The sequence below is a fragment of the Streptomyces sp. NPDC059009 genome (assembly GCF_042740175.1).
GTDB lineage: Bacteria > Actinomycetota > Actinomycetes > Streptomycetales > Streptomycetaceae > Streptomyces.
In genome coordinates, this window is record NZ_JBHYJB010000021.1 from 90,206 (window position 1) to 104,381 (window position 14,176).

Here is a 14,176-nt window from a genome sequence, read left to right on the forward strand (position 1 = left end):
TTGCTCGGAGGTGGCGAGAATTGATTTCATGGGGTCATGCAGAATTTAACGAAATCGAAGAAGCTTGACGGGAATATTCTGGTGCTCGGCGGCTACGGAGCAGTGGGGCGGGTCACCGCGCTCGACCTCGCGCGGCGGCTGCCGGGACAAGTGATCGTCGCCGGCCGTGACCGGGCCCGCGCCGCCGAACTCGCCGCGGGCAGTGGCGGCACCCTGCTCCCCGCGCAGGTCGACCTTGCCGATCCCGCCTCACTCGAGCAGGCACTGGAGGGGGTCTGCCTCGTGGTCCTCTCCGTGGAGCCCCGCACCCCGGCCGTGCATCCCGCGCGACGTCTCTTCGAGCGGGGCATCGGCCTGGTCGACGTCACCGCCACACACTCTCTGATCACGGAGGTCGAGCGGCACGGCACGCTCGCCCGTACCGGAGAGGCGACCGCCCTGCTCAGCGTCGGCGTCGCCCCCGGCCTGACCAACCTGCTGGCCCGCCGGGCCGCCGAGGCCGTCGGAGGCGCCGAACGCCTCGACATCTCCGTCGTCCTCGGGGCGGGCGAGGCCCACGGCAAGGACGCCGTGCGCTGGACCGTCGCTCAGCTCATGGAAGGGGACACGGGCGGGGCGCGACCGCTGAAGGTCGCGACCTGGCCACCGGGCCGGGCGGAGCGCACCCACCACCCGTTCCCGTTCTCCGATCAGCACACGCTGCGCCGCACTCTTGGCGTCCCGGACGTCACCACCCGGCTGGGCCTGGACTCCGGGGCGCTGACCGGCCTGCTCTTCGGGTTGCGCAGAGCGGGCGTCTTCCGGGCCGCACGCCGGGCCCGGCTCGACGGGCTGCTCACCGCTTCGCTCACCCGGATCCACCTGGGCGGCGACCGGTTCGCGGTGCGGGTCGACGCGCACCGGGGCGGGCGCCGGGTGACGCGGGCCCTGACCGCCACATCGCAGTCCCGCTTCACCGGGCTCACCGCGGCGGAGGTCGCGGCGCGGGTGTACGAGGGCGGGCTGCCTGCCGGTGTCCACCACATCGAGGAGGTGGCGGCTCTCGCGGATGTGCCCGAGGCGCTGGCCGCGCACGGCCTGACGGCTTGGGCCGGCGACACGGGGGCGTAGCCGGCCCAAGCCCGGCCGGCTCCGGGGTGACGGGGGAATGGGGTGGCCCGGAGCCGGATCAGGCGCGGGGGGACGGATCATTCGCCGGCCCCGCGCCGTTCTGTGAGGGCGCGCTCGTCGCCGCCCGTGTGACTGTCGACCAGGTCGCCGTCGCCGTCGCCGTCGCCGTCGCCGTCGCCGTCGCCGTCGCTGGCCGCGTCCGCGGCGGCCGGCTCCGCCTCGGCCGACGTGCCGCCCGCCAGCCGTGCGGACAGCCGCTCGCCCTCCATGTCGACATGGGGCACGGTCCGCTCCAGGAAGCGCGGGAACCACCAGGCGGCTTTCCCGAGGAGGGTCATGACGGCGGGCACCAGCGTCATCCGCACCACGAAGGCGTCGATGAACACGCCGACAGCGAGGGCGAATCCGATCGGCTGGACGATCGGATCGTGACCGACGACGAACCCGGCGAAGACCGAGATCATGATCAGCGCGGCGGCCACCACCACCCGCGAGCCGTTCCGGAAACCGGTGATCACCGCGTCCCGCGCCGCCGCCCCGCGTGAACTCTCCTCCTTCATGCGGGAGACCAGGAACAACTCGTAGTCCATGGCGAGACCGAAAAGGACTCCGATCAGCAGGATCGGCAGGAAGCTCACCACCGGCCCCACCTTCGGCACCGCGACGAGGTCGCTCAGCCAGCCCCACTGATAGACCGCCACCACCGCGCCCGCGGCCCCCGCGATGCTCAGCAGGAAGCCCACGACGGCCTTGAGCGGGACGAGCAGGGAGCGGAAGGCCAGCGCGAGCAGGATGAGCGAGATCCCGACGATCACCGCGAGGAACGGCGGCAGAGCCTCACTCAGCTTCTTGGACACATCGATGTTGGCCGCGGTGGTCCCGGTGACCGTGAGCTTCATCCCCGCGCCGGTCGCGGTGCTCACCTTCTCGTCCCTGATGTCGGTGACCAGGTCCTCGGTCGCCCGGGAGTCCGGTCCGCCCTTGGGGATCACGGGGATCGCCGCGAGCCGGCCGGACTTGTCGACGGAGGGCGGAAGCAGGGTCTCCACACCGGGCAACTGCCCCAGTTGGCCCGCGAGTTGCCTGACATCCCGATCCGAGAGGGCCGTGCCCTCGCCCTTGGCCTCGGCGACCGCGATGAGCGGCCCGTTGAACCCCTGCCCGAAACCCTCACTGACCAGGTCGTACGCCTGTCGTGCCGAAGTGCTCCCGGGATAGGACCCGTTGCCGGGAAGCCCGAGCCGCAGATCCTTCGCCGGCACCGCCACCGCCCCGATGCCGAGCAGACAGGCGATGAGGACGAGGGCCGGGCGCCGCCCGACACCGCGCACCCAGCGCTCGCCCGCCGAGGGCTTCCCGCCGCCCGGCGCCTTCCTGCCTCCGCCGAGCCCCGGCAGCCGCAGCCGATCGACCGAGCGGCCCGCATACCCGAAGAGCGCGGGCAGCAGCGTGACGGCGACCAGCATGGCGATGATCACGGCCCCGGCCGCGGACAGGCCCATCACGGTCAGGAACGGCACCCCGGCCACGGCGAGCCCGGCCAGCGCCACGACCACGGTCGCCCCGGCGAAGAGAACGGCGCTGCCCGCCGTGCCGCCCGCCCGCGACGCCGCCTCCTGCGGCTCCATCCCTTCGGCCAGGTTCTGCCGGTGCCGGTCCACGATGAACAGCGCGTAGTCGATGCCGACCGCCATGCCGATCATCAGGGCCAGCACAGGCGCGGTGGAGATGATGTCGTACGAGCCGGTCAGCGCGAGCAGTCCGGCCATGCCGAGCCCCACCCCGACCAGGGCGCTGAGCAGGGGCAGTCCGGCGGCGAGCAGCGAGCCGAAGGTGAGGAGCAGGACGAGCACCGCGACGCCGACCCCGATGGCCTCGCCGCCCTCCACGGCCACGGTCGGGGTGTAGGCGTCACCCCCGAACTCGACCTGCACTCCGGCTCGTTCGGCGCTCTCGGCAGCCGCGCGCACCGCGTCGCGCGGCCCGTCGCCGAGGTCATGGAGGCGGGTGTCGAAGACGACTTGGGTGAGGGCGATCCGGCCGTCCCGGGAGACCGCCTGCGCGGCGAACGGCTCGACCACGCGGGCCACGCCGTCCGCCTTGCCGATGGCGGCCGCGGCGGCGGAGACCGCTTCACGTCGTTGCGGCGTGGTGAGCGACTCGCCCGCGGGGGCGGCGAACACGACCTGCGCCGAGGCGTTCGTGTACTCGGGGAGCCGGTCCGCGATGCGGTCGACGGTGGACTGCGCCTCGGTGCCCGGCACCCGGAACTCGTCCGTGGTCTTGCCGGAGAACGCCACCGCGAGCCCGCCGACCGCGAGTAACAGGACGAGCCAGACGGCGACCACGGCATGGCGGCGCCGGTAGCACAGCCCGGCCAGTCGGTAGAGGAACAAGGCCATGGGAGGTGCCTCCATCACGTGCGAACCGGGCGCTGGGGGCCGAGGGAACAACCCCCATCGCCTGCCTGTGCCGACCACCATACGCACAACTTGTTCAACTGACAAAGTCGTCTGACGAAGTCGTTCGTCAGGGTCGACCGATTGAGTCGCTCACGCCGATACTCTGGGGCCATGGCTCACATCCCCGCCGCCGAGCGGCGTCCGCAACTCGTCCAAGCCGCCATCGAGCTGATGGCCCGTGAGGGCGTCGACGCCGGATCCACCCGCGCCATCGCCGCCGAGCTGGGTGTGGCGCAGGCAACGGTGCACTACACGTTCGGCACCAAGCGCGACCTCTACCGTGCCGTCATCGAGCAGATGACCGTCGAACTGGTCGAGCTGGTGCGCGGTGCCGTCCCCGTCGAACAGGACGGCCCCGCGGACTTCGAGCGGTCCATGCGCCGGATGGCCGAGGCGCTCTGGCATGCGCTGCTCGAACAGCCCGGCCGCTTCCGGCTCTACGTCGAGCTGACGACGTACGCGGTGCGCAGCCCCGACCTCCACGACCTGCTCCGCCGCCACCAGCGCGACCTGGAGGAGACGGCCGCGGACCTGATCGCGGGCGTCCTCGCCCGGGCGGACGGCGCCCACGCCGCCGACCCCCTCGTCGTGGCCCGCTTCTTCCTCCAGGGCTTCGACGGCCTGTCGTTGCGACACCTGGTCATGGGCGACGGGAAGCCCGAGTCGGCGGCGGACCAGGAGTCGGCGGCAGACCTGGAGCGCCTGCTCGAAGCGACACTGAACCTCACACGGGCGGGTACTCCCGCACCAGGAGCTTGAGCCCGGGCGCCCCGATCAGCGCCTCGAACTCCCGTCCCCGATAGCTGGCGCGCACCTCGAATCCGGCGCGCTCCCACGTGCGTTGGGCCCGCGCGTTGCCGTCGAGGCAGAGGATCTGCGCGCAGGCGTAACCCTGCCGGCGGCCCAGTTCGAGGGCATGCCCGAGCAGGGCGTCCACGACGCCGGCGCCCCGGAACTCGGGGACGACGGCGACGTTCTCGATCCCCCAGGAATCGGCGTAGTCCGCGGGCAGGCAGGACTGGAAGATCCGCTGACGCTCACGCACGTTCTCGAACGGGACCGTGCCGGGCCAGCCGCCGGACGCGGCCAGGTCGGCGCACTGTTCGCCGACCGCCGCGTGCCCCTCGGCCACGGGGTCATAGGCGGTGAGGGCCCCGACGCGGCGCGGCCCGGTCCGGCCCTCGACCTCGGCCACCCAGAAGCGGGACAGATGGCACCAGTGCGGGCCGGCGGAGAGTGCGAGCGTGCGCAGGATCTCGCGGGTGACCTCGGTTCCTTCTCCCAGGAGCGGCTCCCAGCAACAGCGGTCCAGGTGGGACGTGGCGGCCGTCTCCATGACCTGGACGAGGAAGTCGAGGTCGGCTCTTTCGGCGTGGCGCACCGAGACAACCGGGCGCCGGGTGTCCAGCGCGTCCTGGGCGCCCTGTCTGCCCCGTGTGCTCTGCCTGTGCTGCATGTCCTGCGCGTTCTCGATGCCCTGCTCGTTCCGCATGACGACCACCTGTCTCCGCGGCTCTGGCCGGCCCTGTCCCGGTGGGGCGGGCGACCGGCTTCTCGTGGCTACGGTAGACAGGTCGTGTTCGTTCGACCAAGTCGTGCGAATCAATCTCGACAGGCGAGCCGGGGGCGGCAGCGGCCCTGCGCAAGAGAGCAACAGTCGACCCGGACCCGTACGCGAGGAGCACCGCCAAAGTGCGGCGCCGTGGTCCGTAGGCCCGACCGGCACGCTTGGGTCTCGGGCTGATCCGGACAGGTAAGTAAGTACGGCCTTCATTGCTGGCGATCTTGATTTTCGCCGTGCACGCTGAAGACCTCCTGGCCAACTAAGGCCCACCTAGCGACGTATGACGGAGAATCAGATGGCTCCACGAGAGGCGAGCGCTCCCGCTCTGGACATCCGCATTGGCGGTTTCCGTATGACGGTGCAGCGCATTCCGGCGCGTTTCCTGACCGTCCTTGCCACGTGCGGAGGATCCGCGCTGACGGCATGGCTGACGACCCGGTGACGGCGGCACCGGCGGGCGCCATCTGAGTGGCACCGCACCTACGGCGGGGCCACAACCGCGCCCTTCGCGGCAGGCGGTCACCCCGAATCCGGGGCGGCGGCCTGCCGCCCACCCGTCCTGATGGCTCGACCGCGCGCGCCAGGACCGGTGCTGACCAGCACCTCGGCCTGAGCTCGTCCTCCAGGGCCTGAGGCCGAAATGGCCCAGCCCGAAGCGTATTTCGCGACCCTCCCGCTCACGGCCGACCTGACGGTAGCGTGATCGACATGACGGCTGAAGGCGAGACGGCAGGGGGCGAAGCCCTGGTCGGCGGCATGGTGAACACGGGCGCGGTCTTCCGCCACGGCGGCTTGGTGGAACGCCCGGCGCCGCGCACCGCGCGCGCCCTCCACGCCCATCTCCTCGCGCTTGAAGGGCACGGGTTCGACGCGGCTCCGAGGCCCATCCGTCTCACCGCGGACGGCCGCGAGCAGCTGACCTTCATCCCGGGCGACGTCGCTCTACCGCCGTTTCCGCACTGGGTGATGACCGACACCGCGTTGAGATCGGTGGGCAGCCTGCTGCGGCGCCTGCACGACGCCAGCTCGGGCATCGCGGTCGACGCCCGCGTCGACTGGCCCCGGTCCATGGGCGACCCCGCGGGAGGAACGATGCTGTGCCACAACGATGTGTGCCCGGAGAACGTCGTCTTCCGCGACGGCCGTGCCGCAGCCCTGATCGACTTCGACCTCGCGGCCCCCGGCAGAGCCGTATGGGACGTTGCCATGACCGCCCGCTACTGGATTCCCATGCTCGATCCCACCTCCGCGGCAGCTCTCCATCCCATGGGGCTGGACGCCCCGACGCGACTGCGGACCCTCGCCGACGGCTACGGCCTCTCCCCGCAGGAGCGCGCTGAACTGCCCGGCGTCATCGAACAGGCCACCGCATCCTGCCGGGCCTTCGTCGCCGACCGCGTGGCCGACGGTGACCCCGTCTACATCCGTGCACTGTCCGAGCAAGGTGGCTGGCGGCGTTGGGACCGCATCCAGGAGTGGCTCGCGGCTCACCACGAGGAGTTCACGACTGCCCTGTCGAACTGACGGGCCCAGAGGTGGAACGACAAGCCGAGCCACGGATCTCGTCGCAGGGCGAGGTCGAGGGCGCTGCCGGTTCAGGCGGACGCCGTCGCGATGGCCGTGGACCTGTCGCCGATCCCTACTGCCCTCGGTTCCCTACTGCCCTCGGTGCCGCCGGGGCGGGGCGGCCCGATGCGGTGAAGCGAGCTCATGCTGGTGGGCAGGACCGGCCGGGCTGTGGCGGGCGAACGCCTTTGGGGCAAGTGGGCTGCGTCCAACGCCTTTTGGACCTGAATCCGTGCGCTGCGGACGGCAAGGGCGACATGATCTGAAGAACTCAACGGACTCAGGGTTTCAGGGGGCCACTGTGCGCGCTGGCATGACCGTCCAGGACCGCTACCACCTGTAGCACCTCCTTGGCGAAGGAGGCTTCGGGCAAGTCTGGAAGGCGCGGGACCGGACCCTGGATCGCGAGGTCGCCATCAAATTCGCCACTGTGATGGCGCAGGACCCGCAGGCAGCCAACCGTTTCACGGCCGAAGCTCGGCAACTCGCCCGGCTGCACATCGAGGCATCGTCACCGTCCACGATGCCGGAACGGTCGACGCCGCCGGCCACCCTGTGCCCTACCTCGTGATGGAGCTCCTCATCGGCTCCACGTGGCAGACCGCACCGGTGGACTCAGTCGTGCAGACGGGGACACACCTGGCCGAGGCGCTCGCGCACCTCCACGAGAAGGGGATCGTGCACCGGGACATCAAACCCGCGAACATCATGATCTGCGCGGACAGGAGCGTCGTACTGATGGATCTCGGGTTGGCCCGGGACTTTTTCACGGCGACCACGATCACCGCCGGGAACTTCCCCGGTACCCCTGCCTATATGGCTCCCGAGCAGCTCGCCGGGCATCCTGCCACCCCCGCCTCCGATGTGTACGGGCTCGGCCTGGTCCTGATCGAGAAACTCACCGGAAAGCGCGGCCCCGCCGCACAGCTCTCCGCTCCTGACCGCAGCACCGTCGCACCGCACCTACTGGGCCTGCTCGACCGGATGACCGCCCTGGAGCCGGGTGACCGGCCCACCGCCGCCGAATGCCACGCCCTGCTGCGTGAACCCGCACCGGCGCCCACATACGCACCCGGCGGGACCGCGCAGCCGGGGGCAGCACCGGTGCCCGCCCCAGCACACCCGGACGGCCTGCCGAGGGCCACGGACCGCGCGGCACTGGAGCGGTTCGGTCCTCCAGCGCTCCTGTCCCTGATTTTCGCCCTGGAACTCGTTGCGCGAGATCAGCCATGGAGTCAGGACGACATCCCCTTCGGCCTGTATCTCGTCATCCTGGCGGCCACTTTGCTGCTGACAGCGGTACTCATGCCGCACTCCGGGGGCCTGATACGCGGGACCGGGTACGTGACCGCTGTGTTCACCGCCATCGGCACCGTGAGCCTGAGCAACTTCATAGACGGTCTCACCGCCCCGACGCTCTTCTATCTGACAGCGGTTCTGACCGTCGCAGCATTCTGCTACCGCGAGATCAAGACCCGACGTGTTCGGGCGGCTCGTCAGGCAGCCGGACCCGGCATCGAGCGCAACAGGGGCCAAATGAACAGCTGAATGGCCAACTGAAACGCCAAGTCGCAGTCGACGGCAGAGACTTCGGCGGTGCCCCACGTCGCGCGTGTCCGAACCAGATCCCGGAGAAGCGGCTGATCACCGAGCGCGCGATCGATCGGGGGCTGAAAGGGGGACGACATGGCGGAGTCCCCTCGGACTCCGCCATGCCTCAAGGAGCCTGCTCAACCGGTCGGCTCCTGATGGGGCGGCCGCTCGCCGGTGAGCAGGGCCGTGATCTCGTCGGCGAGGTGAGGGCCGAGTTGGCCCCAGCCGTCCTTGTAGCCGTAGACGCTCGCCAGGGTGCGGGCGTCATAGTCGCCGTTCATGATCTCGATGTCGTCGGCGGTGATGAGCGAGGGGTGGGCGACGCCGACGGCCGACGAGACCTTCAGCAACTCCTTGCGCAGAGTCCGCAGATAGACCCCGGCTCGGGTCGCCTTCGAGGCCGGGTCGACGCCCCGCACCAGCCACGGGTCCTGGGTCGCGATGCCGGTGGGGCACTTGTCGGTGTGGCATTTCTGCGCCTGGATGCAGCCGATGGACAGCATGGCCTCGCGGGCCACGTTGATCATGTCGACGCCGAGAGCGAAGGCGACGGCGGCGTTCTCCGGCAGGCCGAGCTTGCCGGAGCCGATGAAGGTGACGTCGTCGGTCAGGCCCCGTTCGGCGAAGGCCCCGTAGACGCGGGAGAAGCCCATCCGGAACGGCAGCGACACCGAGTCGGTGAAGATGAGAGGGGCCGCTCCGGTGCCGCCCTCACCGCCGTCGATGGTCACGAAGTCGACCCCGCGGTCGCCCCGTGCCATCAGCGTGGCCAGCTCCTCCCAGAAGCCCATCTCTCCCACCGCGCTCTTGATGCCGACCGGCAATCCGGTCTCAGCGGCGAGCAGTTCGACGAAGTCGAGCATCGAGTCGACGTCGTGGAAGGCGGTGTGCCGGGAGGGAGAGGCGCAGTCCTTGCCGACCGGGATGCCGCGGATCGCAGCGATCTCCGGCGTCACCTTCGAGCCGGGCAGCATCCCGCCGAGGCCCGGCTTGGCGCCCTGGGACAGCTTGATCTCGATCGCCTTGACCGGGGCGCTCGAGACGACCTGCTTGAGCTTGTCGAGGTTGAAGGTGCCGTCGTCGTTGCGGCAGCCGAAGTAGGAGGTGCCGATCTGGAGGACGAGGTCACCGCCACCGCGGTGGTACGGCGAGAGACCGCCCTCACCCGTGTTGTGCATCGTGCCGGCCAGCGCGGCGCCCTTGTTGAGGGCAGTGATCGCCGCGCCGGAGAGCGAACCGAAGCTCATCGCCGATATGTTGACCACGCTCGCGGGACGGAACGCCTTGGCACGCCCGCGCGGTCCGCCGAGGACCTTGGCCGAGGGCAGCGGGGCCTGCGGGTCGTCCAGATCGGGCAGCGCACCGGCGAACGTCCGCTGCTTCACATAGGCGTGGCCCTGCACATGCTCGACGTCGACGTCGGTCCCGAAGCCGAAGTAGTTGTTCTCCTCCTTCGCCGACGCATAGATCCATGTGCGCTGGTCGCGGCTGAAGGGGCGCTCCTCTTCATTGGAGGTCACGACGTACTGCCGCAGCTCGGGCCCGATCGTCTCCAGCAGATACCGGGCATGCCCGATCACAGGGAAGTTCCGCAACAGGGCATGCTTCTTCTGGACGAGGTCACGGGCAGCCACCAGCGCCAACGCTGTTGCGGCGGCCGCACCGATGCTCCGGGCGCGCATGAACGTTCCTCTCCTCGTCGGCGTCCGCCGACGAACCGTCGTGCCCCATTAGAAGACACGTCCCCCACCAGCACGTCGGCGCCCCCACCCCGAAGCCGCCGTGGACGGGGCGCAGTTCACCGCTGCCTGCCGGTACGGGAGGAGCTCGCAGCCATGGGCCGACGGCAGGGGCGAGGGTTTGACGCTCGCTTGGCTGATGGGAGCGAGGTACGGCTGCGTGCCCGCACCCTGGCTCGACTACGCCGTGCCGCTCGCCACGGAGATCGCAGCACTCGAGATCGAACCGATCATCCCTTCAAACCTTCAGAGGAACCGGACCCTCCCCGGTTCGGCTGACCCGCCCGCAGATCTCGAGGTGGCAGGATCGCCTGAGGGCTTGAACGTGGTCGCGTCACCTGCCTCGCAGCTGGCTCCGCCTTCGTGGACCGGGATGCCGGGCTATCTGGCTGTGAACCACGGCGACCCACACGGCCACGTACGGGTGGCGGGGGTGGCGCCCGCAAGCGGCTGGCCCAGCCGAGGTTGTAGTGAGTACGGGGGGAAGACGGTCACTTCCGGCGGCGGAGGTACAGCCAGATGCGGGCAGCGGCCAGGCCGAGGAGTACGACGATGGCCGTGATCTGCAACCAGCGCGGCACGGCGCCCGCATCGGGCAGAAACAGGACGAGCGTCACGGACGCGGTCTCCTTACTGTCTGTGCCAGCTGGCCTCTACGGGCGAACTCCCGTCGTGGGAATGCCTCGTGGTGTGCAGGTGGAGGTAGACGCACTGCGGAATCGGGGTGCACGGTCACGGCGGGGGAAGGAGTACGCGTACTACGAGGTCCGGCCCATTACCGGTGACCCGGCCCACCACGTCGACATCACCTTCCTCCACCCACTGCTACCTGGGATATGGAACCGCCGCGGCGCGCTCGTCTACCAATACGCCGTAATGCTGCCGTCAGGGTTGGTCTCTTCACGCACCGTCGCGGCGTACCTTCGCCAGGCCGGTATCTCCATCTCGGCAGTCGCGCGAAGCCAGTCAGTGAACGAATCGTGGCTGCGGACGGGAACATCGCCGTTCATACCCTCGGAGTACGACCACACTTCGGGGTCGGGGCCGCCACCTCGCATGAAGTCGAACTGGTATCCCTGGTGCATGGTGAAGACACGGTCGGTTGGTCCGAAGTGGAAGGGGGAGTTGTTCTCTTCCAGGAGCTCTCGGGCAGCTTCTCCCAGGCCAAGGACATCCGAGTAGTAGACGTCTTCACCACGCATGAACCGCCCGGCTCCACCACCGATGTGTGAGAGGAACGCACGGTAGGCGTCTGCCATCGGAGCCTGCTGATCACGCTCGATGTCCAGCACGGCCTCATCCGACAGGCCCTGAAGCTGATCCGGGCGGGCCGTGATGCCATCAGTGATCATGCCGACGACAACGCGGACCCGCTGCGCCGCTGTGAGTGCGCTGGGAATGTCCCAGGCGGCCGGCCACTCCGCAGGCACCGGTGCCGTTGAGCTCTCCGGTCGGCGTCGCTTCCACCACACGTGGCACCGCCATCCTTTCGCAATGAGGGCTCCGACGAGCTCGTACGGCATCACGCTGCACGAGCGCATGCCCGGCCCCCATGCGGTGTATATCAGACGGCCGCCTCGACGGATCCGTCAGCTCGTGTCGCTCTTCGGGCAGCCGGACTCCGAGGCGAGGCGTCCGGGTTGGTGCACAGGCAGAGACTGACGTCGGGGTTGAACGTCAGGGTGAACGTCACCGTGCAGCCACTGAACCCGATGTCGAGCTCGCAGGGGTTCTGCAGCCGTTCCTCGCCGTCGGCTTCCCGCTTGACGCGCAGGGTGTGCATCCGCATCGGGACGCGGTGGGACGGGTGCGCAGGTGTCACGCCGGCGGTGTGGCCGGCCCGACGCGCCGCACCAGCCTGCAAGGTGCGGGGATCAGACCAGGGTGTCGAAGGTGTAGTAGGGAGTGTGGTCGAGCAGGTCGGCCGGGGTCACGTCGTTCCACGGCCGCATGGTGTCGTTCAGGTCGACGACGTCGGCGGTGTCGGCGGTCGGCAGATAGGGGGAGTGGGGGTGGCGTTGCTGCCATTGGGCCCAGAGCTTGTCGACGAAGGCGTGATGGAGCCAGAAGACCGGGTCGTTGGGGGAGACACCGGTGGCCATCTGGCCGCCGACCCAGACATGGACCCGATTGTGGAGGTTGACGCCCCTCCAGCCCTCGAGGTGGTTGCGGAAGCCCTGGGAGGCGCTGTTCCAGGGGGCGGTGTCGTAGGTGGAGAGGGAAAGGACGCTGTCGACCTCGGCCCGGGTGGGCAGCTGCAGTCCTTGGGCGCCCAGGGCGCGGCGCAGATAGCGGCGCCCGTCGACGCTGACGTTGATGGGCCACCCCTTCCCGGCGGCGCTGAAGGGCCCGTCCATGACCTGACCGTCGCGGGCCCGTCCGGTGCCACCGAGGAAGTCGGGCGCCCACAGGGAAGAGCCGGGGGCGCGGTCGGCGGTCCAGTCCCAGTAAGGCAGTGTCACCGACGCGTCGATGGCCTGCAGGTCCTGCTCGAACTGGATGAGGAACCGGCGGTGCCAGGGCAGGAACGACGGCGACCGGTGACCGACACGGTCCCCGAAATCGGTGTCGCTCATGATGAACGCATTGTGCGTGGTGACATAGGCGTCGTACCTGCCGCGGCGTTTGAGTTCCAGCAGGGCGTCGACGAAGCGCCGCTTCTCGCCGGCGGTCAGGTCGGCCTGGTTCTTCCGTAAGGACACGATGCTCCTCCGGTCGGGGTCAGCGGGTGGCGAACGGGACCAGATCGGCCCCCTGGAGGTCGACGACGGCCGCCCGGGTGAGCAGGCGGGGACTGTGCATCGGCGCGTAGTGGTTCACCACGCTGATCCACGTGCCGTCGGCGTTCCGCATCACATGCAGCTCCCGGCCGTCGATGAACACGGCGTAGCCACCGCCGTGATGGGGGCCGTCGGCCGTGGGCAAGCCTTGTATGTGGCGGCCCTGGAACACCTCGTCGAAGGCTTCGGGCGCGGCCTTGCCGGTGAGGGGAGCGGCGGCGTGGGCCTCGGCGGCGGTGAGGGCCGCGGCGGTGAGGCTGACGGCGGCGCCGGCGGCCAGGCCGAGGGCATGACGGCGGGTGAGTTGAGACATGGCGATTCCCCGGTACGTGGGTGAGCTGGTTGGTACGTGATGTGTGTGATGCGCGCGATGCACGCGGTATGTGGAATATGCGGGATGAAGAAATGGACGAGGTGGGATTCGAACCCACATGCCCCAGAGGGCGGCGGATTTTAAGGCCGCTGCGTTTGCCGCTTTCGCCACTCGTCCGCGAGCCGCAGGCAGGCGCCTGCGGCGGTGTCCAGGGCCAGTTGACCCGGTGGGCGCCGAGCGCGCGGGCCGGCTGACCGGGCCGCGTTCGGTCAGCCCTGCTGCGCAGGCCCGACGGTGATGTGCTGGGCCGGGTCCGTCACATCAGTGACCTTGTAGGTGGCGGTGATGGCGGCGGAGGTGATCGAGGTGGGGCAGAAGAAGCCGCCCTCGATCTTGACCGGGATGGGCGCACCGGCGAAACCCAGTGCGGAAGGTGCGCCGTTGGTCCAGGCTGCCAGCGCATGCGCGGCGGCATCGGGTGCGGCCGTCACGGCGCAGCTCAGTAGCCCGCTGGTCTTCAGCGTGAACCCTTGGGCAGGAATGGTCAGTTCGGCGGGAGCGCCGTTGTGCAGGGCGAGCTGCCAGGTGCCGTGGTCGGAGTTGGTGGTGATGTCTGCCTTGAGGCCGGGGGCGTTGGTGGTGCACTCCTTGAACGTCGGTGGCGCGATGTCGAGGGTGACCGGACCGCCGTCGAGACTTGTGTTGGCGGGCCGGTTGGGGATCCGGTTGAGCTTGCCCGTGGGCGATGTTGTCGTGGACCGGGCGCAGGTGATCTTCACCGGACCGGCGTCGAGGACGACGTCTCCTTCTGCCGTCGCCGAGAACCGGTGGCCGCTGGGGGTGACGGTGGTGCCGGCGGTTAACACGGCGGGTTCGTCGTCGGCTGCGGCCGGTGCGGCAAGGGTGAGGACGGCGGCGATGCCCAGTGCGCATCCGTGCAGGACGGGGCGGTGCATCGGTGAGTTGACGCGCAAGACAGGCTCCTTGTGTTGAGGCAGGGGGGGATAAGGCCGGGTAAGACTCCCCCTCTGGCCATGGAAAGGAAGGCA

At 69.7% G+C, this 14,176-nt stretch carries 13 protein-coding genes and 1 tRNA gene; 4 read left to right on the forward strand and 10 right to left on the reverse strand.

Going from position 1 to position 14,176, the window contains the following annotated elements; all coding sequences use genetic code 11:
* The first annotated feature begins 36 nt into the window (after positions 1–36).
* Positions 37–1,110 (forward strand): saccharopine dehydrogenase family protein, encoded by a 1,074-nt coding sequence (locus ACFWYM_RS21665; protein WP_384839417.1) that lies wholly within the window; start codon positions 37–39, stop codon positions 1,108–1,110.
* Positions 1,111–1,187: 77 nt separating this feature from the next.
* Here ACFWYM_RS21665 and ACFWYM_RS21670 read toward each other — a convergent pair whose 3' ends face one another.
* On the reverse strand, positions 1,188–3,512 hold the full coding sequence (locus ACFWYM_RS21670; RefSeq protein WP_384839419.1) for an MMPL family transporter: 2,325 nt from the start codon (positions 3,510–3,512) through the stop codon (positions 1,188–1,190).
* Between the two features lie 171 nt (positions 3,513–3,683).
* On the opposite strand from ACFWYM_RS21670, the gene ACFWYM_RS21675 reads away from it, so the two are divergent.
* Positions 3,684–4,331 carry a TetR/AcrR family transcriptional regulator gene (locus ACFWYM_RS21675; RefSeq protein WP_384839422.1) on the forward strand — a complete coding sequence of 216 codons (648 nt, stop codon included), beginning with the start codon at positions 3,684–3,686 and terminating at the stop codon, positions 4,329–4,331.
* Here the strand turns inward: ACFWYM_RS21675 and ACFWYM_RS21680 are convergent.
* Positions 4,297–5,064, reverse strand: coding sequence for a GNAT family N-acetyltransferase (locus ACFWYM_RS21680; RefSeq protein ID WP_384839425.1), 768 nt, complete (start codon positions 5,062–5,064; stop codon positions 4,297–4,299). The two genes, ACFWYM_RS21675 and ACFWYM_RS21680, sit on opposite strands and share 35 nt — an antisense overlap.
* Positions 5,065–5,844: 780 nt before the next feature.
* Here ACFWYM_RS21680 and ACFWYM_RS21685 point away from each other — a divergent pair.
* Positions 5,845–6,660, forward strand: a complete 816-nt coding sequence (locus ACFWYM_RS21685) for a phosphotransferase (RefSeq protein ID WP_384839428.1) — start codon at positions 5,845–5,847, stop codon at positions 6,658–6,660.
* Positions 6,661–7,272: 612 nt separating this feature from the next.
* Positions 7,273–8,250 carry a serine/threonine-protein kinase gene (locus ACFWYM_RS21690; RefSeq protein WP_384839430.1) on the forward strand — a complete coding sequence of 326 codons (978 nt, stop codon included), beginning with the start codon at positions 7,273–7,275 and terminating at the stop codon, positions 8,248–8,250.
* 182 nt (positions 8,251–8,432) lie between these two features.
* Here ACFWYM_RS21690 and ACFWYM_RS21695 read toward each other — a convergent pair whose 3' ends face one another.
* The 8 genes from ACFWYM_RS21695 to ACFWYM_RS21730 all read right to left on the reverse strand — a co-directional run bounded on the left by ACFWYM_RS21695 (position 8,433) and on the right by ACFWYM_RS21730 (position 14,101).
* On the reverse strand, positions 8,433–9,977 hold the full coding sequence (locus ACFWYM_RS21695; protein ID WP_384839433.1) for an FMN-binding glutamate synthase family protein: 1,545 nt from the start codon (positions 9,975–9,977) through the stop codon (positions 8,433–8,435).
* 548 nt (positions 9,978–10,525) lie between these two features.
* Positions 10,526–10,651, reverse strand: coding sequence for a hypothetical protein (locus ACFWYM_RS21700; protein ID WP_384839436.1), 126 nt, complete (start codon positions 10,649–10,651; stop codon positions 10,526–10,528).
* 243 nt (positions 10,652–10,894) lie between these two features.
* A complete protein-coding gene (locus ACFWYM_RS21705; RefSeq protein ID WP_384839439.1) occupies positions 10,895–11,386 on the reverse strand; it encodes an SMI1/KNR4 family protein in 492 nt (163 codons plus the stop codon).
* A gap of 212 nt (positions 11,387–11,598) precedes the next feature.
* Positions 11,599–11,856, reverse strand: a complete 258-nt coding sequence (locus tag ACFWYM_RS21710) for a hypothetical protein (protein ID WP_384839442.1) — start codon at positions 11,854–11,856, stop codon at positions 11,599–11,601.
* Between the two features lie 52 nt (positions 11,857–11,908).
* Positions 11,909–12,736 carry a tyrosinase family protein gene (locus ACFWYM_RS21715; protein ID WP_384839445.1) on the reverse strand — a complete coding sequence of 276 codons (828 nt, stop codon included), beginning with the start codon at positions 12,734–12,736 and terminating at the stop codon, positions 11,909–11,911.
* Positions 12,737–12,755: 19 nt separating this feature from the next.
* Positions 12,756–13,127 (reverse strand): tyrosinase cofactor, encoded by a 372-nt coding sequence (locus ACFWYM_RS21720; RefSeq protein WP_384839448.1) that lies wholly within the window; start codon positions 13,125–13,127, stop codon positions 12,756–12,758.
* A 93-nt stretch (positions 13,128–13,220) separates the two neighbouring features.
* Positions 13,221–13,304, reverse strand: a tRNA-Leu gene (locus tag ACFWYM_RS21725).
* Between the two features lie 92 nt (positions 13,305–13,396).
* The gene (locus tag ACFWYM_RS21730; protein WP_384839451.1) at positions 13,397–14,101 is read right to left on the reverse strand and encodes a hypothetical protein; all 705 of its coding nucleotides are present in this window, start codon (positions 14,099–14,101) and stop codon (positions 13,397–13,399) included.
* Positions 14,102–14,176 lie beyond the last annotated feature (75 nt).